22 protein-coding genes are annotated in these 20,562 nt (G+C 72.8%); 12 read left to right on the top strand and 10 right to left on the bottom strand.

The window, feature by feature from the left end:
* Positions 1–17: 17 nt before the first annotated feature.
* Positions 18–296 (top strand): hypothetical protein, encoded by a 279-nt coding sequence (locus ACWEF6_RS18910; protein WP_449684130.1) that lies wholly within the window; start codon positions 18–20, stop codon positions 294–296.
* A complete protein-coding gene (locus tag ACWEF6_RS18905) occupies positions 293–3,136 on the top strand; it encodes an RNA polymerase sigma factor (RefSeq protein ID WP_449684129.1) in 2,844 nt (947 codons plus the stop codon). The genes ACWEF6_RS18910 and ACWEF6_RS18905 overlap by 4 nt, the downstream gene beginning before the upstream one ends.
* Here the strand turns inward: ACWEF6_RS18905 and ACWEF6_RS18900 are convergent.
* From ACWEF6_RS18900 to ACWEF6_RS18890, 3 genes are all read right to left on the bottom strand, one after another.
* Positions 3,114–3,749 carry a hypothetical protein gene (locus tag ACWEF6_RS18900; protein WP_449684128.1) on the bottom strand — a complete coding sequence of 212 codons (636 nt, stop codon included), beginning with the start codon at positions 3,747–3,749 and terminating at the stop codon, positions 3,114–3,116. The genes ACWEF6_RS18905 and ACWEF6_RS18900 overlap by 23 nt on opposite strands.
* Before the next feature lie 133 nt (positions 3,750–3,882).
* The gene (locus tag ACWEF6_RS18895) at positions 3,883–4,464 is read right to left on the bottom strand and encodes a dihydrofolate reductase family protein (RefSeq protein WP_449684127.1); all 582 of its coding nucleotides are present in this window, start codon (positions 4,462–4,464) and stop codon (positions 3,883–3,885) included.
* Between the two features lie 65 nt (positions 4,465–4,529).
* On the bottom strand, positions 4,530–5,351 hold the full coding sequence (locus ACWEF6_RS18890) for a helix-turn-helix domain-containing protein (RefSeq protein ID WP_449684187.1): 822 nt from the start codon (positions 5,349–5,351) through the stop codon (positions 4,530–4,532).
* A 303-nt stretch (positions 5,352–5,654) separates the two neighbouring features.
* On the opposite strand from ACWEF6_RS18890, the gene ACWEF6_RS18885 reads away from it, so the two are divergent.
* The 3 genes from ACWEF6_RS18885 (at position 5,655) to ACWEF6_RS18875 (ending at position 8,711) form a co-directional block, all read left to right on the top strand.
* Complete coding sequence (locus ACWEF6_RS18885) at positions 5,655–6,452, top strand: hypothetical protein (protein WP_449684126.1); 798 nt, start codon at positions 5,655–5,657, stop codon at positions 6,450–6,452.
* Positions 6,453–6,513: 61 nt separating this feature from the next.
* Positions 6,514–7,194, top strand: coding sequence for an LppX_LprAFG lipoprotein (locus ACWEF6_RS18880; protein ID WP_449684125.1), 681 nt, complete (start codon positions 6,514–6,516; stop codon positions 7,192–7,194).
* Positions 7,191–8,711: an MFS transporter gene (locus ACWEF6_RS18875; protein ID WP_449684124.1), complete on the top strand. Its 1,521-nt coding sequence runs from the start codon at positions 7,191–7,193 to the stop codon at positions 8,709–8,711. The genes ACWEF6_RS18880 and ACWEF6_RS18875 overlap by 4 nt, the downstream gene beginning before the upstream one ends.
* Here the strand turns inward: ACWEF6_RS18875 and ACWEF6_RS18870 are convergent.
* On the bottom strand, positions 8,692–9,183 hold the full coding sequence (locus ACWEF6_RS18870; RefSeq protein WP_449684123.1) for a GNAT family N-acetyltransferase: 492 nt from the start codon (positions 9,181–9,183) through the stop codon (positions 8,692–8,694). The genes ACWEF6_RS18875 and ACWEF6_RS18870 overlap by 20 nt on opposite strands.
* Positions 9,184–9,254: 71 nt before the next feature.
* Here ACWEF6_RS18870 and ACWEF6_RS18865 point away from each other — a divergent pair, with 71 nt between their 5' ends.
* Positions 9,255–9,962: a VOC family protein gene (locus ACWEF6_RS18865; RefSeq protein WP_449684122.1), complete on the top strand. Its 708-nt coding sequence runs from the start codon at positions 9,255–9,257 to the stop codon at positions 9,960–9,962.
* 54 nt (positions 9,963–10,016) lie between these two features.
* Here the strand turns inward: ACWEF6_RS18865 and ACWEF6_RS18860 are convergent, their stop codons facing one another.
* Positions 10,017–10,871 carry an SDR family oxidoreductase gene (locus ACWEF6_RS18860; protein WP_449684121.1) on the bottom strand — a complete coding sequence of 285 codons (855 nt, stop codon included), beginning with the start codon at positions 10,869–10,871 and terminating at the stop codon, positions 10,017–10,019.
* A 101-nt stretch (positions 10,872–10,972) separates the two neighbouring features.
* On the opposite strand from ACWEF6_RS18860, the gene ACWEF6_RS18855 reads away from it, so the two are divergent.
* Positions 10,973–11,812 carry a helix-turn-helix transcriptional regulator gene (locus tag ACWEF6_RS18855; protein WP_449684120.1) on the top strand — a complete coding sequence of 280 codons (840 nt, stop codon included), beginning with the start codon at positions 10,973–10,975 and terminating at the stop codon, positions 11,810–11,812.
* 19 nt (positions 11,813–11,831) lie between these two features.
* Here the strand turns inward: ACWEF6_RS18855 and ACWEF6_RS18850 are convergent, their stop codons facing one another.
* Positions 11,832–12,647, bottom strand: a complete 816-nt coding sequence (locus tag ACWEF6_RS18850; RefSeq protein ID WP_449684119.1) for an endonuclease/exonuclease/phosphatase family protein — start codon at positions 12,645–12,647, stop codon at positions 11,832–11,834.
* A 103-nt stretch (positions 12,648–12,750) separates the two neighbouring features.
* Complete coding sequence (locus tag ACWEF6_RS18845; protein ID WP_449684118.1) at positions 12,751–13,497, bottom strand: SAM-dependent methyltransferase; 747 nt, start codon at positions 13,495–13,497, stop codon at positions 12,751–12,753.
* Between the two features lie 406 nt (positions 13,498–13,903).
* On the opposite strand from ACWEF6_RS18845, the gene ACWEF6_RS18840 reads away from it, so the two are divergent.
* Positions 13,904–14,413 (top strand): hypothetical protein, encoded by a 510-nt coding sequence (locus ACWEF6_RS18840; protein WP_449684117.1) that lies wholly within the window; start codon positions 13,904–13,906, stop codon positions 14,411–14,413.
* A gap of 1 nt (position 14,414) precedes the next feature.
* On the opposite strand, the gene ACWEF6_RS18835 is transcribed toward ACWEF6_RS18840, so the two are convergent.
* Together ACWEF6_RS18835 and ACWEF6_RS18830 are read right to left on the bottom strand one after the other, a co-directional pair.
* Positions 14,415–15,623, bottom strand: a complete 1,209-nt coding sequence (locus ACWEF6_RS18835) for an Ig-like domain-containing protein (protein ID WP_449684116.1) — start codon at positions 15,621–15,623, stop codon at positions 14,415–14,417.
* 77 nt (positions 15,624–15,700) lie between these two features.
* The gene (locus ACWEF6_RS18830; RefSeq protein ID WP_449684115.1) at positions 15,701–16,120 is read right to left on the bottom strand and encodes a VOC family protein; all 420 of its coding nucleotides are present in this window, start codon (positions 16,118–16,120) and stop codon (positions 15,701–15,703) included.
* Positions 16,121–16,309: 189 nt separating this feature from the next.
* Between ACWEF6_RS18830 and ACWEF6_RS18825 the strand changes: the two genes are divergently transcribed.
* Positions 16,310–16,927, top strand: coding sequence for a TetR/AcrR family transcriptional regulator (locus tag ACWEF6_RS18825; RefSeq protein ID WP_449679087.1), 618 nt, complete (start codon positions 16,310–16,312; stop codon positions 16,925–16,927).
* 25 nt (positions 16,928–16,952) lie between these two features.
* A complete protein-coding gene (locus ACWEF6_RS18820; protein ID WP_449684114.1) occupies positions 16,953–18,038 on the top strand; it encodes a winged helix DNA-binding domain-containing protein in 1,086 nt (361 codons plus the stop codon).
* On the opposite strand, the gene ACWEF6_RS18815 is transcribed toward ACWEF6_RS18820, so the two are convergent.
* On the bottom strand, positions 18,035–18,991 hold the full coding sequence (locus ACWEF6_RS18815; protein WP_449684113.1) for a helix-turn-helix transcriptional regulator: 957 nt from the start codon (positions 18,989–18,991) through the stop codon (positions 18,035–18,037). The genes ACWEF6_RS18820 and ACWEF6_RS18815 overlap by 4 nt on opposite strands.
* Before the next feature lie 111 nt (positions 18,992–19,102).
* Between ACWEF6_RS18815 and ACWEF6_RS18810 the strand changes: the two genes are divergently transcribed.
* Positions 19,103–19,561, top strand: coding sequence for a nucleoside deaminase (locus ACWEF6_RS18810; protein ID WP_310977054.1), 459 nt, complete (start codon positions 19,103–19,105; stop codon positions 19,559–19,561).
* A gap of 38 nt (positions 19,562–19,599) precedes the next feature.
* On the top strand, positions 19,600–20,562 hold the full coding sequence (locus ACWEF6_RS18805) for an isopenicillin N synthase family dioxygenase (RefSeq protein ID WP_449684112.1): 963 nt from the start codon (positions 19,600–19,602) through the stop codon (positions 20,560–20,562).

The following is a 20,562-nucleotide window of genomic DNA, read 5'->3' as shown; positions in this document are numbered from 1 at the left end:
CGAACTCGGGAGATGTCATGGACGTCCTGCGCACCGAACAGGAAGAAGACCGCGCCCTGGTGGCGCGGCTGCACGACGGTGACTGGAGCGCGCTCGACGTGCTCTACGGCCGGTACGCCCGGCCGGTTTTCCAGCGGTGCTGGCGGATCCTGCGCGAACGGACCCTGTCGTGGGAGACCACCCACGACACGTTCGCCCAGTTCGTCGGGCACCTGCGCTGCCCCTGCGGGCAGCCCGCGCGCGAATGGCTGCTGGAAACCGGCACCCGCCTCGCCACCCGGAGGGCCGCGCGATGACCGAGGCGGAGATCTTCGACCACTGCCGCACCAGCGTGCGGGCCTTCCTGCGCCCGCGTGTGCCGAACACCTCCGACCTCGACGACTGCGTGAGCGAGGTCGTCGTCCGCGCGCTGGAAGGCCTGCGCAAGGGCGCCCGGCCGGACGTGCTCGAGGCCTGGCTGATCGGCATCGCCAAGAACGTGCTCAAGGAGCGCTACCGGGCCGCCAAGGAGGACGAGCTGCCCGGCGAACTCGCGCAGGAGCCGGGCGAGCCGCAGCTGGAGCTGGCCCGCACCGACCTGCCGGACCTGCCGTCGGAGTTCGAGGTCCTGCTCGGCAAGCGGCAGCTGTGGGACACGCTCGACGCGGCGACCCGCGGGCTCGGCGACGGCCTGGCCGCGATCATGCACGCCCACCTGCGGCTCACCAAGGAACGGGGACGGCACGTCGTCGGCGCGGAACTCGCGCGGGAGCTGGGCCGGCCGGTCGACGTCGTGAACCGGCAGCTGCAGCGGTCGCGCCTGCGGATGCTCGACGCGATCGCGGCGCTCGTCCTCGCCCGCACCGGCCGCGCGGACTGCGCGGGGCTGTGCGAGGTGCTCGACGCCGATCAGCTGCGCGCGGGCCGCCGGCTGCTGCTCGACCCGGAGCGGACGCGCGCGGTGCTCAAGCACGCCGGCGGCTGTGCGACGTGCTCGCCGCGCGTCGACGAGGCCCAGGACTACAGCCGCTGGGCGCTCGGCCCCGGGCTGCTGCGCCTGGCCGACGACGACGAGGAACGCCGCCGGGCGCTCGTCGCGCTGCTCGACCGCCTCGGCGAAGGCGGGATCTCGTCGGCGCCGGCGCAGGCGGCCGCGCTGGCCGTGCCGGTGCCGCTGGCGGGGCCCGCGAACCTCGCGGGCCGGCTGCTCGCGTCCCGGCCCGCGCTCCTGCGCAAGGTCGACGGGGTCACCCGGTTCGCGCGGGACAACCCGGACGTGGCGCACCGGATCGTGGCCGCGGCGACGGGCGGGCTGGCGGCGGCCGCGGCGATCGTGGCCGCGGTGCTGTCCGGGTCGGACGGCGGTGGCGTGCCGCCGGTGGCCGCATCCCCGCGCGCACCCGGGACGACGGCGCCGGCTGCCGCAGTGCCCACGGTGAGCGCGCCGGCGGCGGTGCCGGTGGCCCTGACGGCCCCGAAGAGCACTCCGCCGCCCACTACGACCTCGCCGGAAAGCCCCGAGCCACCGGCGCCCGGCTCGTCCGCCGTGCGCCCGGCCGTCGCCTTGCCGCCGCCGACCACCGCGGCGCCGCCGACATCGACGGCCACGGTCCCACCGACCACGGCGCCACCCACGACTTCGAACCCACCGACCACGATCCCGCCCACCACAGCGCCACCCACCACCACTCCGCCGCCGCCGACCACGACGACCCCGCACCCCCAGCCGATCACGATCGACGCCACCGGCCTCTCCTACACGACGATCACCATCTCCGGCGTCGGCGTCCGCGATTCCCGGCAGGCGCAGACCCTGAACCTCGCCCCCGGCCCGCACACGCTCGCCACCCCGGCCGGCCAGGTGCTGCCCTTCGTCGTCACCGACGACTACCGCGTCCGCTACGACCAGGCACCGGGCGGCCCGCTGGACGGGTACGGCAGTTCGACCCTGACCGTGCGCGGGCACGAGATCGTCTTCGACGTGTCCGATGTGGACTACTACACCATGGCGGTCTCCGGCACGGGTTTCCCGGCGCCGCAACCGGTCCGGCACCTCAGACTGCTGCCGGGCGCGCACAGCGTGGTGACCGCCAACGGGAACTCGCTGCCGTTCACCGTCACCGCCACCGGCGGGATCACCTTCCCGGCCGGCTCGCCCGGCCTGCTGACCTGGGACGACCGGACGCTCGCCGTGCACGGCCTGCCGGTGACCCTCGACGCGACCGGCGTCGACTACGCCAACCTGACCGTCAGCGGCGCGGGCTGGCCGGCGCCGCAGGCGATCCGGACGTTCCGGCTGCTGCCCGGCACGCACTCCGTCGTGACGGCCAACGGCAACTCGGTGCCGTTCACGATCACCACGGCCGGGACCGTCACGTACGCCGACGCCCTCGGCGTCCTGTTCAGCACTGCCGACGAGGGCAGGAAGCTGCGGGTGCACGGCTTCCGCGTCACGCTGGACGCCACGGACGTCGACTACGACACCACGACCGTGAGCGGCACGGGCTGGCGCACCCCGCAGGCCGTCCGCGAACTCCGGCTGCTGCCGGGCGCCCACCGCGTGGTCGCGCACGACGGGCTGACCGCGCCGTTCACCGTGACCGCCACCGGGCTGGTGCGCTCCGACAGCCCGCTGCTGACCGGCACCGGAACCGTGCTGGCCGTGCACGGGCTGCCGGTCACGCTGGACGTCACGGATCTCGGCTACGCCAACGCGTCGATCGAGGGCGTGGCGTACGGGCCCCCGCGGCCGGCGCGCACGCTCCGGATCTTCCCCGGCCCCCACCGCGTCGTCACCAACGGCGGGCCGACGCTGGCGTTCACCGTCGACGAGCACGGGTTCGTCGGCTACGACCCGGTGGTGCGGGGTCTGCTCACCGCCGAGGGCAGCACGCTCGCCGTCCACGGGTTCCCGGTCACGGTCGACGCCACCGGGTCCGGCCACCCGCAGTTCGGCGTCGAGGGCGTCGGCTGGTGGGACGCCCGGCAGCCCCGCGTCGTGCGGCTCCTGCCGGGAACCCACTACGTGACGGCCCCGGGCGGGCGGCGGTTCGCCTTCACCGTGACGAGTGCCGGCCGCGTCGCGTACGCCGCCGCGCTGGACGGCGTGTTCGCCGGCCGCGACGGCACGACGCTCACCCTTCGCCCGCCCGGCTGACCGGCACGCGGACCCGGTTCGCCCGGGCCGGGTCCGCGGCCACCCGCAGCCACGCCGGCGCGTCGACCTCCTTGACCCGGATCCGGACCGGCGCGTAGCCGTCCGGGTCGATGCCCTTGTAGCCGTGCCGGACGACGCCGTCGTGGATCCGTTCCGACACCACGACGGCCAGGTCGGCGCCGGAGCGCGCGAGCAGCTCGTAGAGCGGTTCCCCGTCGACCAGCCGGCACGCGAGCTTCACGTCTTCGCTCACCCACCGCGGGCCGGCGCGCAGCAGCTCCCCCGCGTGCACCGCCAGCCGCAGCCGGATCCGCCACGCCGGCGCGACGACGGCGTTGTACGCGCGCAGCTCGGCGGCCAGCCGCGGCACGAACGGGTCCAGCAGGTCCGCTTTGGACACCCCGGGCGGCACGATGACGAGCAGCCCGTCCCCCCGGTCCTCGACGGACAACCGCCACCGCCCGATTCCGGCCGCCCGGAAGGCGTTCCGCACCATCCGCGCCAGCGCGGCCCGCGCCCGGAGCTGGGCGGGATTGTCCCAGCGGGACGATCCCGCGATGTCCACCACCACGATCGACCGGTGCACCGGCCCCCTCGACCCCACACTCAGCATCGGCTGCTCCCTTCTCGGTACAGCCTGTCCGTGGCGCGGCGGCGGCTTTTCTCCCCGGCGGCGCCGAAGATTTTTCCCGGCACCCGGGTCCGTCGACCACCTCGTCGAATGGTGCCGGCAGCTCGCGCAGCGATCAGCGACGCACCCGATAGCAGAGGTGAAGCACCCGGTTGCCCCGGATGACCACCTCGGGGTCCTCCAGCAACTGCGGCCCGTCGACCGGCCCGAAGAACCGCTTGCCGGCCCCGAACACGACCGGCACGACGTCCATCCGCACCTCGTCGACCAGCCCCGCGGCCAGCACCTGGCCGCCGACGTCCCCGGCGGCGACCTCGACCACGCGATCACCCGCGAGCTCCTGCGCCTCGGCCACCGCTGCCTCGACCCCGTCGGTGAAGTGGAACGGCGCCTCGGAGTCCCAGCCCTCGGGCGGCGGCCGGTGCGTCACGACGACCACGTGGTCGACCCCGGCGGGCGGCACACCGTCCCAGCCGTCCGTCAGGTCGAAGACGCGGCGGCCGGCGATCGTCGCCCCGATCCCGTCCCAGTACGGCCGGACGTGGTCGTAGGACGTCTGCGACACCTTCAGGACGCCGCTCGCGTCCAGCGGGACGTCGCCGCCGGTCAGCCAGTCGAACAGCGGTCCGGGCTGGTCCTCCTCGTCCGCGATGAAGCCGTCCACCGATACCGAGCTGTACATGACCACCTTGCCCACGGGCCCTCCTTTTGCTCTCGGGGAGCCCAAATTAGCCCGTCGTGCGCGGTGGCTCTTGTAAGAAATCAATCGGCGGGCAGCGGCCAGCCGTCCAGCACGTGGCCGGGGTGTTCGCGCAGGAACCGCCGCCGGACCTCGACGTACCGGGTCGGCGTCAGCCCGGTGAACGCCCGGAATTCGTGGCCGAAGTGGGCCTGGTCGAAGTAGCCTGCGCCACCGGCGAGGCCGCTCCAGTCGATCGGCCCGGCGGGGTCGATCGCGAACACGGTGGCGGTGAAGCGGTGGGTGCGCGCCAGCCGTTTCGGCGTGACGCCGACGAGCTCCTTGAACCGCCGGACCAGGTGGGTGCTGCTGACCCCGGCGGCCACGCTCAGGTCGCCGATCGCCACCGCCCCGCCGGCCGCCGCGATGACCCCGCTCGCGTGGCGGACCAGCCCCAGGCCGGCGGTCCCGGTCAGCCGTCGCAGCAGCTCCTCCTCGAGCAGCGTCAGCATCTCGTGCGGTCCGTCCGCCGTGGCCAGCCGGTCGCGCAGCCGGGCAACGGCGGCCCGGCCCCACACCTGCTCCAGCGTCACCGGCCGGTCACACAGCTCGCCCGCGGGCATCGGCAGGAACGGCGCCAGCCCCCACGGCTTCACGTGCGCGCCGACCGACCGGGTCGGGAGCGGGTAGCCGAACTCCAGCGCGCGGGTGGGCGTGCTGACCACGCAGCCGTCGGCGTACTCGGCCGTCTCGGCGTCGGTGCCACCGCGGATGCGGAACGGCGCCCCGAGGTTGACGATGAGAAAGGCCCCGGGCATGGGCGGCAGCATCAGCCGCGGATAGGGCGGCGCGCCCTCCAGGTGGTAGAGGTCGTCGATCAGCCCGTCCAGCGGCGGTCGCGGCACTCGGGACACGTACTCCACACCCCTAGCATCGCCCACGGGACGATGACAGGCATGGAAGCGTGCATCTTCTGCGCCATCGCGGCGCGGCAGGCCGAGGCGAGCGTCGTGCACGAGGACGAGACCGCGGTCGTCTTCATGGACCTGAACCCGGTCACGCCCGGCCAAGGCCACGCCCCCGGAACGCGAGAGGTCGCTCCTCGACGGGGACGCGCAGGCGATCAAAGACGCCATCGCGGGAACGGGCTGACCGGTGGCTCCGCGGTCCGCTCGGAATTGTCTTGCGGGCCAAAGTAAATTGGAGTCATGACGCTGTCCGGGGAACAGTGGTTGGCGCAGGTCTTCCGGCCGGCCGTGGCCGGGGTGCCCCGGGCCCGGCGCGAAGGGTCCGCCGGCGTGGTTTCCGTGGATCCGTTGCGGATGCTCGGAAACCGGCTCGCGGCGCAGGTCGAGGCGCTCGGTGCCACCGGGGTGCTCACCGACGAGCAGGAAAGCGCCGCGCTCGACGCCCTCGAGGAGGCCGGGATCCGGCCGGAAGTCCGGTCGGTGTCGGTCTCGACGCCGTCTTCGACGGCCGGGGGTGCCTTCGCTCCCGTGGCTGCGCGGACGGGGTCGCCACCGGTCGTGGCCCGCGAGCCGGCCGAGCCGCCGACGTTGCGGGGTGTGCTGGCCGGCCCGCGGCTCCTCGGGCACCTCGGCGGACGGCCGGTGACGCTGATCTCGGCGGAGCTGTGGAGCGACCGGTTCCTGGTCGACCTCTACACCCACCCCGGCCCGGAGCACCGCGAACGGCGGGCCCAGGCCGCGCGCGAGCACCTGGACTGGCTGCACCGCCGACGCCGCGGGCAGGCCACCGACCCACCGGCCCGCACGGTGGCCGGGTCGCCCCTGGCCGACGTCACCTGGGAACTCCGCGACGAGCAGGGCACGGCGGACCGCCGGACCGGCGGCTCGGCCGAATCGGGCGACCACCTCGACCGGCTGCGCATGCAGTGGTCTTCGGCGCCGCCTGCGCGTTCCGGACGCCTGACCCTGCTCGCCATCGATGCCACCGGCGCGACCGTGCTCGACACCGAAATCCCCCTCCCTCGGGCAACGCCGTGACGCCGCACCTCCGGCGGGGCTGCCCCTGACGCACGGGTGGCTCCTGATCTAGGGTGTGCGCATGATTCTGCGGCGTAGCCTGCTCGCGGTGCTGGCCCTGGGCGCGGCGATCGTCACCGGCTGTTCCTCGAGCGGTGACGCCACGCTGCCCGACGCCGGTGCCCTGCTCAAGGACAGCGCGTCGGCGGCGGGCGCCGTCACCAGCACGCACTTCACGCTGAAGGTCACCGGCACCGTGCCGGGCCTGAGCGTGCACAGCGTCGACGGTGACCTGACCAAGGCCGACGGAGGCGGCGCGAAGGGCACCGGCACGCTGGACCTGATGGGCCAGGTCGTCGACGCCCAGTTCGTCCTGGTGAACGGCTCGCTCTACATCAAGGGGCCCACCGGCGGGTTCCAGCGGATCCCCGCCGCGCTGAGCTCCTCGATCTACGACCCGTCCGCGATCCTCGACCCGCAGCGCGGCATCCCGAAGGTGCTGGCCTCGGTCCAGGGCCCGAACACCGAAGGCACCGAAGACGTCGGTGGCACGCCGACGTACCGCGTCGCCGGAACGGTCCCGAAGGACGCGCTGACCGCGCTGGTGCCGGGGACGGCCTCGAACGTCAACGCCACCTTCTGGCTCCGCCAGGACGGCGGCCACCTGCCGGTCAAGGCTTCGCTGGGGTACCCCGATGGCGCCACCGTGGACGTCACACTGTCCGATGTGGACAAGCCGGTCACCGTGACCGCGCCGGCGTGACCGCGCCGGTCGCCTCGCGCGGCGGCCGCGCGCTCGCGGTCGGCGCCGGCGGGCTCGCCGTGCTGCTCGGCGCGCTGGACACCTACGTCGTGGTCGGCCTGCTGCGGCAGATCATCGACGACCTGAGCGTCCCGGTGAATCGGCTGGAGATCGTCACGCCGGTCATCACCGGCTACCTGCTCGGCTACGTGGCCGCGATGCCGCTGCTCGGCCAGTACTCCGACCGGTTCGGCCGCAAGCTGCTGCTGCAGGCCTGCCTCGGCGGGTTCCTCGCCGGGTCGGTGCTCACCGCGCTGGCCGGCACGGTCCCGCTCCTGGTCGCGGGCCGGGTGCTCCAGGGGACCGCCGGGGGCGCGCTGCTGCCGGTGACCCTCGCGCTGGCCGCGGACCTGTGGCCGGGGAACCGCCGCTCCGCCGTGCTGGGGGCCGTCGGCGCCGCGCAGGAACTCGGCAGCGTGCTCGGGCCGATTTACGGGATCGGGCTGGCCGCCGCGACCGGCTGGCGCGGCGTGTTCTGGGTGAACGTCCCGCTGACCGTGCTGGCCGCCGTCGCGGTGCAGGTCTCCGTCCGGGGCGGCAAACCCGCCGAGCGGCCGCGCGTGGACCTCGTCGGCGTCCTGCTGCTGGCGCTCACGCTCGCGCTGCTCGTCATCGGCTTGGACAACCCGAACCCGCGCGAGCAGGTGCTGCCGCCGTGGGGCGTGCCGTTCCTGATCGGCGCCGGAGTCGGTCTGGTGGCGTTCCTCTGGTGGGAATCGCGCGCGCAAGTCCGCCTCATCGACACGGCGAACGTGGCCCTCCGGCCGTTCTTCACGGCGCTCGGGACGAGCGTCGCCGCGGGGGCGGCGCTGATGATCACCCTGGTCGACGTCGACCTGTTCGCGCAGACACTGCTGGGCCGCGACGACGGCGGCAGTGTCGAGCTCCTCCTGAGGTTCCTGGTCGCGCTGCCGATCGGAGCGCTCCTCGGCGGCCTGCTCGCCATGCGCATCGGCGAGCGGTGGATCGCCGGAGCCGGAATGCTGCTCGCCGCGGGCGGCTACCTCCTGATGTCCCGCTGGCCGGCGGACGTGCTCGCGGCCAGGTCCGTCCTGGGCCTGCCGCGCCTCGACGTCGACCTGGTGCTCGCCGGACTGGGCCTCGGCCTGGTGATCGCCCCGCTGACGGCCGTGGCGCTGCGTGCGGTACCCCGCGCCCAGCACGGCGTCGCCTCGGCCGCGGTCGTGGTCGCGCGGATGACCGGCATGCTGGTCGGCGTCGCGGCGGTGTCCGCCTTCGGCCTGCACTACTTCCACACGCTGACGGCATCGCTGAACCCACCGATCCGGATCTTGTTCCCCTCCCAGCCGGCCTACGACCGCGCCCTCGCCGACTACCTCGGCGCGGTCCGCGAGGCGCTGCTGACGGAGTACCGCGCGATCTTCCTGATCACGTCGGTGGTGTGCCTGGCAGGCGCGGCCATCGGCCTGTGCATCGGCGGCCGGGCGTCCCGAGGTGCTACAGCCGCTTCGTGGTGACCAAAGAAGATCCGTGGATCCCGTCCACCTCTTCGCGCCCGGCTTCGACGAACCCGAGCTTCTCCAGCACGCGGCGCGAGGCCGTGTTCCACTCCCACACCGTGGCCCACAACCGTTCGTACCCGGCCGACCTGGCCCAGTCCAGGACAGCCACCGCGGCCTCGGTCGCGTAGCCCTGCCCCCAGGTCCGGCGCAGCAGCTCGAACGCCAGTTCCGGTCGTCCCTCGTGGCTCTCGATCACCCCGCAGTAGCCGATGACGTCGCCGGCGGCCTTCCGCTCGACCGCCAGCAACCCCACGGACGCGCGAATCACCTCTTCGAGCTCGGCAACGGTGGGATGCCCGGCGGCATCGATCCGCCGATGCGGCGGCACCCGCGGATCACGTTCGGCCCACAGCTCACGCTGCACGGCCGCCTCGGCCACCCGCCACGGTCGTAGCACCAGACGATCGGTCTCGAGTTCACCTGTCATGAAAGCAATTTCCCACGCGCACGTTCCATAATGGTTTGCCGCCGCATCTGAGCGGTGTCTACGTTCCGGTGATGCATGCGCAACTGCTGGCGGTGACCTTCGAAACCGAAAACCCGGCTGAAGCGGCACGCTTCTGGGCCGGCCTGCTCGGCCGGGAAGTCATCGAGGATACCGGCGGCCTGCTGCTCCCGGGCGAGGACACCCAGCTCGGCCTGCGGTTCACCCCGGGCCGCGCCGGCCGCCTCGGCGCGAACCGGATGCACCTGCACCTGATCGGCACCGACCAGCAGCACATCGTGGCCACGGCACTCGAGCTCGGCGGCCGCCACCTCGACGTCGGGCAGCAACCCGAAGAGCCGCACATCGTCCTCGCCGACCCGGCCGGCTACGAGTTCTGCGTCATCGAGCCCGGCAACGACTACCTCGCCGGCTGCGGCCCCCTGGGCGAACTCACCTGCGCCGGCACCCGGCAGACCGGCCTGTTCTGGAGCGAGGCACTGGGCTGGCCCCTGGTCTGGGACCGCGGCGAACAGACCGCAATCCAGGCACCCCACGGCGGTACGAAAATCGCCTGGGACACCTGGGACGGCACACCCGTGACACCGGAGCCGAACCGGCAGCGCTTCGAACTGCTCCCGGCCGACGGCGACCAGCAGGCGACGGTCGACAGGCTGATCTCCCTCGGCGCCACCCACCTCGACACCCGCACCGACGGCACCGCCGTCCTGGCCGACCCCGACGGCAACGAGTTCTCCACGCACACCACAGTGGGTCTCTGACCGCTCCCGGCGCAGCCGAATGTCCGCCGCTCGGCGTCGGCGGAAGCTGCGGGCTCAGAGCCCCATCGTGCGGCGCACCATCCGGTCGAGCAGACGGTCGGAGACCAGGTGCGTCAGCCGGGTCATCACCGCGGCGTCGCGGCCGACGGTGTACCGGGTCCGCGGCCTGCGCTCCCGGATTGCCTTCGAGACGGCCTCGGCGGCGACGCTCGCGTCCAACCCGTTGACGCCCCAGGCTTCCGTGGTGGCGCGGAAGGCTTTCGTGAGTCCGGCGTAGCGGGCTCGCTGCTCCGGCGTCATGCCCGCGATCAGCCGTTCCGCTGTCGCGTTTCCGCGTTCGGTCAGCTTGGTGCGGATCGCACCGGGGATGATCACGGCGACGGTGACACCGAACGGCGCCACCTCGCGACGCAAGGAGTCGCTGATGGCTTCCATGGCGAACTTCGCGCCGGAGTAGGCACCGAAGCCCGGCATGGCGACCTTCCCGCCGGTGGAGCCGATGTTGACGACACGGCCCTTGCTCTGCAGAAGAGCAGGCATCAGTGCCTGGATAACCGCGACCTGACCGAACACCGAGACCTCGAACTGCCGGCGCCACTCGGCCGGCGGCAGCGCCTCGATCGGGGCGTTCACCGCGATCCCGGCGTTGTTGACCACCGCGCGCAGCGGACGGCGGTCCGCGCGAACCCGGTCGGCGAGCGCAGTCACCTGGCTCTCGTCGGTGATGTCGAGCAGCACCGGTTCGACGCGCCCGGCCTTCACCTCCGCGGCGGCCGCCTCGGTCCGGACGCCCGCCAGGACGTGAAAGCCGTCGGCGGCCAGCCGCTGCGCGGTCGCCCGCCCGATGCCGGTGCTTGCGCCCGTGACGACCACGAGCTCGGAGGGTGTGCCGGACTGGGTTGCGTTCATGGGACCACCCTGCGCCGCGGCCCGGGCGGGAGACAGCCACGGCATGTCCTGGTACCGCCGGTACCACCACGAACGAGGTGCGCTGAGCGCACAATGGCCGCATGGACGATCTCGGGCGGGCCCTGCGGACCTGGCGCGATCGCCTCGATCCCGCGAGCGTGGGGATCCCGCACAAAGCGCCCCGCCGTGCTCCGGGCCTCCGCCGCGAGGAACTGGCCGTCCTCGCCGGCATCTCGATCGAATACGTCGTCCGGCTCGAGCAAGGACGCGCGGCCAATCCGTCCGCCCAGGTCTGCACCGCGCTGGGCCGGGCGCTGCAGCTGTCGGACGCCGAGCACGCACACCTCCTGCGGCTGGCCGGGCACTCGGCCGATCCGCACCGCGTCCCCCGGCTGATCCCCGGCAGCGTCCGCCGCCTGCTGGAACGGCTGGAGACCCACCCGCTCGCCGTGTACGACGCCACTTGGCAGCTGCTGCACTGGAACCCGCTGTTCGCCGCGACCTTCGGCGACCCGACGACGGTGACCGAGGACCACCGCAACCTGCTGCTCATGCACTTCGAGGGCCTGCCGAACCCCGCGCGGTTCAGCCCCGGGGACCGGGCCGCGTTCGAACAGTCCCTCGTGGCAGACCTGCGCGCCACGACCAGCCGGTACCCCGACGACCCGGACATCGAGGCGCTGATCACCCGGCTGCAGCGGGCACATCGCTTCCGGGAACTGTGGGCGGCCGCGTCGGTCGCCGAGCACCAGAGCGGGCATAAGCTGATCGAGCACCCCGAAGCCGGCCCGATCGACCTCGACTCCGACGTCCTCATCACCCAGGGCTCGAACCTGCGGGTCGTCGTCTACACGCCCCGGCCGGGCACCGACGCCCGGCAAAAGCTCGACCTCCTGGCCGCGACGGGCACCCAGCGAATGGCCGCCGACCCGGCGTCGTGAGCCGCGACGATCCGCCGGGTCAGTAGCGCAGTTCGGCCAGCACCCCGTAGTGGTCGGACGGCACGGTGGCGTGGTCTGCCGCCGTGCCGAGGGTCTCCGCGCGGAGCGGCTGGCCGGCTCCGCCCCGGTGGAACGATGTCGAGAAGACGTAGTCGATGCGCCGGTCGCGGGGGAACACCGCCGCGGCCCAGGGGTTTCCGGTGGACCAGGTGTGCCCCGGCCCGGCGCCGGCGAATTCCCAGGCGTCGTGCCAGCCCGTCCCGGTGCCCGCCGCGCGGCCGGTGAGCATGCGGATCTCGTCGCAGTCCGGTGCGGCGTTGAAGTCGCCGCACACCACCGTCAGCGAGCCGCGGCCCAGTTCACGCACCCACCGCGCGAGCTCGATGACCTGTTCCCGGCGGACGTGGGCGTGGTGCAGCGGCCAGTCGAGCATGACGTTGACCAGCCGGACCGGACCACGCGGACCGTCGATGTCGACCCGGAGCGCGCTGCCCTCGTGACCGGCGGGCCCGGGCAGAACCCAGGGCTCCACGGTGCCGATCGGCCAACGGGAGAGCACCGCACTCCCCGAGGTCACGCCTTCTTCCACGCGATCGCCGGAAAACCGGTGGTGCCGCAGCCCCGCCGCGGCGGCGAGCTCGCGCGCTTGATCACGATCGGGCGCCGACCACGCCTCCTGCAGCGCCACGACGTCCGGAGCCTGCTCGGCGAGGATCGCGGAGATCCCGGCCTGCCGTTGCTCCCACGGCCCGAACCGGCCCCAGACGTTCCAGGTGAGCAGCCGAAGCCGCGAACCGATCAGCCGACCGTACGGCTGCAGAGGATCGACCGCCATGACCCGGGGACGATACCGCCGCCGGGTGCTTCCGGGCAGCTCGATGCAGTCTTGCCGAGGCCCGGGTGAGTCCCGGGGCCGGGACTCACCCGGGCCTCTGGTGTCAGCGGTCCATCAGTGCGAAGACGCCCCAGCCGAGGTACTCGCGCTGGTATCGGGCGTGGCGCGCCGGTGCGTCGGCGAGTTCCGCGCGCAGCCGGCCGGCCAGCTCGTCGTCGGGATGTGCGTCCAGCCAGCGGCGGGTGTTGAGCCACTGCGCGGCGGCGTACCTGTCCCAGCTGTCCTGGTCGGCCAAGACCATCTCCACCACGTCACAACCCAGCTCCCCGAACTGTTCCAACAGTTCCGGGAGGCCGCGGAAGTCGTCGACGCCGGTGGCGTGACAGCCTTCGACGGTGGCTTGGTCCGGGGGTTGCCGTCGCCAGTACGGCTCGCCGATCAGCATCGTCCCGCCGGGGCGCAGGCTGCGTCGGAGCAGGTTCACGGTGCCGGCCACGCCACCGCCGATCCAGGTCGCTCCGACACACGACCCGATGTCGACCGGGTCGTCGGCGACGTGATTCGACGCGTCGCCATGGGTGAAAGCGACCTGCTCGGCCACGCCCAGTTCGGCCGCCCGTGCCCGGGCCTTGGCCAGGAACACGGTGCTGATGTCGACGCCGGTCCCGGTGATGCGGTGATCGCGGGCCCAGGTGCACAACAGCTCGCCGGAACCGCAAGCCAGGTCGAGCACCCGGGTGCCGGGAGGCGGGTTCAGCGCCTCGCCGAGGTCGGCCAGTTTCCGGCTGGTGAGCGGGTTGTGGATGCGGTGGCTGCTCTCGCGGATGGTGAAGCTACGGGGTAGATCCACTTCGGGGATTCCTCACGTCCGAGGGGTGGTTCACAACGGTCTGCGACGGCCGGGCTGCCCGGACATTCATGCAATGCACCTCTTCGGACGGAAGATCACGCGGTTCGCCGGGAGGCTAAGCGGATCGCCCGTGGCGGTCCACCGGTTATCGTGCGGAAACGAGGGTGCCGGGATCGCCGGCCTGTGGGACCGTTCGCCGGTGACTCCGAAGGACCCGCACGTCTCCGGCTGGGCGCCTGCCTTCCTGCCCGCCGACGACCAACTCGACCGGCAGGCCGCGCGGCTGCGGTCCCTGACGGGCAGCGCATCCCGCACTCGCGGCGGTCGCGGACGCCACGGTGGAGGACGGGGCCCCATCGCCGATGACCGGTCCGCCCCTCCCCCGTTGGACGGCTATCGTTCCCGCATGCTCGATCGCCTCAACGCCCGCGCCACCGCCCTGCTGGCCGATGTGTTCGACTTCGACGTCGCCCGCCGCGATCCCGTCGAACCGGTGCGGCTGGCCTCCGGTGGCGCGCTGCGCGCCGTTGCCGGAGATGCCTCGGGAGGCACCTTCTTCCTCTGCGGCAACGATGACGGACCCGTGCTCTACGCCGGCTCCGAAGGTAGCGCCGGGATCCTGGCCGCCGACCTCGACGCCGCGATCCGCCTCGTCGTCGGGGTTCCGACCTGGCAGGACGTCGTCCCGCTCGCGCCCGATCTCGCCGCCATGCGGGCTTCCTTCGAAGCGTCCTACGCCGAGATGCAGGAATACGAACCGCGGATCGACCAGCTCCGCGCCGAAGCCGCCGCGGAGCTGGGGCTCGACCCCGTCCCCCTCGATGAGCTGCTGACGTCGCTGAGCGTCTGCCTCACCGAACTCTCGCCCGGGTACGTGCTGCTCAACGACGACGGCGACGCCTACGAGAGCCTCTGAATCAGCCGCGCAGGGCGCTGCCGGCCTGCCAGGCGCTCCAGCTGATCGCCCAGTCGCCGTGGCCGTTGTTGATGGCCAGCTGGGGGCCGCCCGAGTTGGTGACCTCGACGACGTCGCCGACGTTGAAGTTGTCGAAGAACCACTTGGCGTTCTCGGTGTTCATGTTGAGACAGCCGTTGGAGACGTTGTCGCTGCCCTGCACGCCGACCGTCTTCAGGTTCTCGTGCAGGTACTCGCCGTCGTTGGAGATCCGGACGTTCCAGTTCTCCGGCGCCTTGTAGTACCCCGGGTCGCCCTCGCAGACTCCGTAGCTGCAGGAGTCCATGATCTTGTGGTCTTCCTTCCCCAGCACGGTGTGCGTGCCGTTGAAGGTCGGCGTCGGGCCGCGCGGCGGGGTGTTCGCCGTCTTGCCCATGCTGGTCGGCGCGGTCTTCACCAGCTGCCCGTTGTGGTAGGCCTTGATCTGGTGGGTCTTGCCGTCCGCCTTGGCGATCCAGGAGTCGTGGATCTTGTAGGTGGCCGAGACGTCCTGGCCGCCGTACGAGCCGCCGCCGATCGGCGTGCCGAAGGTCGTCGTCTCGAGCTTCACCGTCGAGCCGGCCTTCCAGTAGTCCTTGGGCCGGTAGTGCACTTCGCGCTTGCCCACCCAGTACCAGCCGCCCTCCTGGGCGGGCGAGGATGTCACCTTGAAGGACTTCTCCACGGTGGCCTTGTCGGTGATGTCGTGGTCGAACTTCAGGCCGATGACCAGGCCGACGCCGAAGTCGCCCGACGGTGCCTGGAAGAGCGCGGGCGTGGCGACCGCGGCCGGCTTGATCGTGTGCACTTCCCCGCGCTGCTCGGTCGCCGCGCCCGCCTGGTTCACCGCGGTGGCGACCACCTGGTAGGTGGCCGCGTACCGGAGGTGGTCCTTGCTGGTCCAGGTCGTCTTGTCCGGCGACAGCTCGCCTTCGACGGCGTTGCCGGTCTGCGGGTTCGTCACCGCGACCGCCTGCAACGTCCCCCCGGACGCCTTGACGACGATCGGGTCCTTCGGGCTCAGCTGGTCCCCGCCCTCGAACGCCACGGTCGCGGCCGGTACCCCGGGCGTCGTCGCCGTTCCGGCCGGTCCGGCCACCCCGACCGCCTGCGCGGTCCCCGCGGTCTCGGACTGTCCACTGCACGCCGCCAGCAGAAAGGCGGCCAGGCCGAGGCCGGCCATGCGGATCATTCTCACGCTCATCGGACGCGCCAGGCGGCCCGAAGTTGTGTAACGATCCGATTTCCCCGCCGGCGCGATGCCGTCCTTCACTCCCCGCCCTCCGCCCAGTCGGCGGCAGTCATGCCGTCGGCGTGGCCCGGGGGCCACTGGACCAGTTCGATCCGGCGCCCGTCGGGGTCGGCGATCAGCGTCGTCGTCGGGGTGTCGCCCCCGCCATCGCGCACCGGGCCGACCGGCTCGATCCCGCGCCCCGCCAGCGCGCGGAGCGTTTCGGCCATCGATTCGACCTGCACGACGAGGTGGCTCACGTCGGTGCCGTGCTCGACCGGCCCGCCGTCGTGGACGAGCTCGACGGTGACGAACTCGTCTTCGGGGAGCTTGAGCATGGTGAGGTGCCCGATCGGCGTCTCGGCGACCTCTCCGACCACCTCGTAGCCGACGGCGGCGTAGAACGCGCGAGACCGATCGAGCTCGCTCACTCGCAGCGCGATGTGCAACGTCCTCAAGCGCGATCCCCTCCTCGAAGGTGGTGGTGCGGAACCGCACTTCCCCTGCGGCCGCACCACCACCCGACGAACACTGTACCCGACCCTCGAACGGGTGTTCGACCGGGGGTGTCTACCCGGTCCCCCGCACAAAGCGCCCGCTTACAATGGGGACGACCGCGCGGGCGGGCGAGCTGGGAGGATCACCGGATGACGATGTCGCTGTCGGCCGAACTCTGGCCGGACGTGCAGCCGGAGACCGCCCGGCGGCTCATGCTGGCCGGCGTCGAGGCCTTCGCCCAGCGCGGCTACCACGCCACCACCACGCGGGACATCGCCGGCGCCGCGGGGATGTCCCCCGCCGCGCTCTACGTGCACTTCCCCTCGAAGGCCGCGCTGCTGTTCGCCATCAGCCGGTACGGCCACGAGCAGACCCTCGCCCTGGTCGAGAACGTCGTCGCCAAGGAATCCGACCCGGTCGAGCGGATCCGGCTGATCGTCGAGGACTTCGTGGCCTGGCACGCGCGGCGCCACACCGTCGCGCGGGTCGTCCAGTACGAGCTGCAGGCGCTGCCCGAGCAGGAGTTCGAGGTGGTCGCCGAGCTGCGGCGCCGGATCGAGCGGATCGTGCGGGAGGTCATCGCCGAGGGCGCCGGGAGCGGCGTGTTCACGGTGTCCGACCCGCACGTCGCCGCCCGGGCCGTCCTGTCGCTCGGCGTCGACGTCGCCCGCTGGTACAGCGAGCGCGCCCGCCAGACCCCGGCCGCGCTCGGCAAGGAGTACGGCGGCCTGGTCCTGCGCATGCTCGGAGTAGCGGACACACCCTGACCGCTATCTGCGGCAAGGTGGTCCCGTGCACCCCGTCCTCGACGCGCGAACCCTCAACCGCGCCACCCTCGCCCGCCAGCTGCTGCTCGAACGCGCCGGCCTGCCCGTCTTCGACGCGGTCGCCCACCTCGGCGGCCTGCAGGCCCAGGAACCCCAGGAACCGTTCACCGGGCTGTGGTCGCGGCTGCGCGGGTTCGACCCGGCCGCGCTGGACGCGCTGCTGACCGGACGCCGGGTCGTGCGGACCCACCTCATGCGCCGCACCGTCCACCTGCTCACCGCCGACGACGTCCTCGCGTGGCGAAGCCGGTTCGACACCATGCTGCGGCAGCGGGTCGTCACCACCTACCGCAGCGAGCTCGCGGGCGTGGACTTCGCCGAGCTCGCCGCGGCGGGCCGGGCGGTGCTGGCCGACGGCGAGCCCCGCTCGATGGGCGAACTCGCGCGGGCCGTCGCCGGCCGATGGCCCGATCCGGGCCCGCGGCCGCTCGGCGAACTGCTGGTGGCCGCGCTGATCCCGTCGGCGCAGCTGCCCCCGCGTGGGCTGTGGCGGATCAAGGCGGGCGTGCGGAACCTGCCCCTCTCCGCCTGGCTCGGCCGTGACGCCGACCCCCTCGATCCGGACGACGGTGTCGGGCGGACGCTGGTCCGGCGCTACCTGGCGGCGTACGGCCCGGCGGCGACCGCCGACCTGCGCGCGTGGTCCGGCCTGACCGGCCTGCCGGGCGCGGTGAAGGCGGTGCGCGAGGAACTGGTGGCCTTCCGCGACGAGCGCGGCCGCGAGCTGCTCGACCTGCCCGAAGCGCCGCGGCCCGACCCGGGAACCCCCGCGCCGGTCCGGTTCCTGCCGGCGTTCGACAACGCGATCCTCGGCTACGACGACCGGACCCGCATCATCGACGACGCCCACCGCGGGCTCTCCGTGGCCGGCGAACGGGTGGTCCTGGTCGACGGCCGCGTCTCGGCGACCTGGACGGTGACCGGCGGCGCGGTCGTGGTGCACCCGCTGCGGCCCCTGACGAAGACCGAACGCGGCGAGGTCACGGCCGAAGGGAGCGCGGTGGCCGCGTTCCTGAGCGACGGAGAGAACGACGAGGTGCGGCTGAGCTAACCCACCGCCCGCGAGAACCGCTCCGCCACCTGCCGCAGCCGCTCCACCAGGCCCGGCGGGGCCTCCTCGATGACGAAGTCGTACCCCAGCTGGGCCAGGTGGTACGGCACCGCGTCCAGGTTGTTCGACCCGGTCCGGACCCGGCAGCTGCGCTCGTCGATCTCCTCCACCACGCCCGCCGACGGCGGGATGCGCCGGGCCAGCACCGCCGCCGGGGCGGCCACCCGCAGGACCATCCGGTGCGAGTACGGCGCCGTCGAAATCTGCCGCGAGACGTACTCCGCCAGGTCCGCGGCCGGCGGCTCGCGCGGCGGGAAGCGGAAGCCCACCGACGGCACCCCGTCGATCCGGTCGACCCGGAACGTGCGCCAGTCCTCGCGGTCGAGGTCGAAGGCGACCAGGTACCAGCGCCGCCCGGTGCAGACCAGCCGCAGCGGCTCGACCGACCGCTGCGTCGCGGCGCCGGACCGGTCATCGTACCCGAAGCGCAACCGTTCCTGGTCGCGGCAGGCCGCCGCGAGCACCGTCAGCACCGAGGCGTCCACCGTCGGGCCGGCCCCGGGCAGGGACAGCGTCGCCGCCTGCAGGGCACCCACGCGCGGCCGCAACCGGGCGGGCAGCACCTGCTCCAGCTTCGCCAGCGCCCGCACCGACGTCTCCTCGATGCCGCTGACCGTGCCGCTCGCGGCCGTGCGCAGGCCGACCGCGACCGCCACCGCCTCGTCGTCGTCCAGCAGCAACGGCGGCAGCGCCGCGCCCGCGCCCAGCCGGTAGCCGCCCGCCACCCCCGGCGTCGCGTGCACCGGGTAGCCGAGGGACCGCAGCCGCTCGACGTCCCGGCGGATCGTGCGGACGTCGACCTCGAGCCTCGCCGCGAGGTCGGCACCCGGCCAGTCCCGGCGCGCCTGCAGCAGCGACAGCAGCCTGAGCAGCCGTTCCGATGTGCCGTACACGGCACGCAGTGTGCCAGACATCGCGGACAGTCTCTGTCCGTGATCCGCCGGAAGGTGCAGTCTCGCCGTCCAGCACTTGCCAGGCACCACCCCGGCCGGAAAGAGTGACGCATGCCGATCGATCCGCACGCCCTGCTCGCCGTCGCCCGCGAAGAAGCCGAGCTGGGCCGGGCCGAAGGGGGCGTGCCGATCGGGGCCGCGCTGTTCGACTCCGCGGGCACGCTGCTGGGCCGCGGGCACAACCGGCGCGTGCAGGACGGCGACCCGTCGATGCACGCCGAGACCGCGGCCTTCCGCAACGCCGGCCGCCGCCCGCACTACCGCGACACGATCATGGTCACCACGCTTTCGCCGTGCTGGTACTGCTCCGGGCTCGTCCGTCAGTTCGGTATCGGGCACGTCGTCATCGGTGAGGCCGAGACGTTCCACGGCGGGCACGACTGGCTCGCCGGGCTCGGGGTGGAGATCACCCTGCTCGGCGATCCCGGCTGCACCGCGCTGATGACGGAGTTCATCGCCGCGCGCCCGGACCTGTGGTTCGAGGACATCGGGGTCGAGAAGTCCGAATAGGACAGAGTAGAAGAAGACAGCGCCCTACAGGAGCCGGTATGCCGTCATCCGTTCCGCTCGTGGACCTTTCGCCGTGGTTCGCGGGCACGTCCGAGGGCCGGGCCGAAGTGGCGGGCCGGATCGACCAGGCGCTGCGGGAGTCCGGCTTCCTGCTGGTCACCGGGCACGGCGTCCCGGACGACCTGCGTCACCGGACGCGCGAGCTGGCGCGGGAGTTCTTCGCGCTGCCCGAGGACGTCAAGCAGCGCTACGCCGTCACGGTCGGCGGCCGCGGCTGGCTGCCGCCCGGCGTCGAGGCCAACGGCTACGCCGAAGGCACCGAAACCCCGCCCGACCTCAAGGAGTCCTACTCGGCGGGCGCGGACACCCGCACCGGCGTCGCCGAGGTCGACGGGTTCTGGTTCCAGCCCAACGTCTGGCCGCACGAGGTGCCCGGGCTCGGCGAGGCGGCCACCGAGTACATGCGCCGGATGCGGGCGCTGGCCGACCACCTCCTGGAGATCTTCGCCGCGGCGCTCGGCCTCGCCCAGAGCCACTTCACCCGGCACACCGGGCACCCGACGTACACGTTCAACATCAACTGGTACCCGCCGATGACCCACGTCGGCACCCCGGCACCGGACCAGTTCCGGATCGGCCCGCACACCGACTTCGGCACGGTCACGGTGCTCGACCGCCAGGCCGGGGTCGGCGGCCTGCAGGTCTGCACGGCCGAGGGCGAGTGGGAGGACGCGCCGTTCCACCCGGAGGCGTTCACGGTGAACATCGGCGACCTGATGGCCCGCTGGACGGGCGACCGCTGGCGGTCGACCCGCCACCGCGTCCTCCCACCGGCCGCGACGGCGCCCGACGAGGACCTCGTGTCGTTGATCTTCTTCTACGAGACCGACCACGACGCGCGGATCACGTCACTGGCGCCGCCGCTGGGGACCCGGACCTACCCCGAGGTGATCGCGTCGCAGTACCTGAAGGAGAAGCTGGACGCGATCACCATGAGCTGA

It is taken from the genome of Amycolatopsis sp. NPDC004772 (assembly GCF_053601215.1).
Note: the sequence above shows the minus strand (reverse complement) of the source record. Positions and strands in the feature narration are given on the sequence as shown.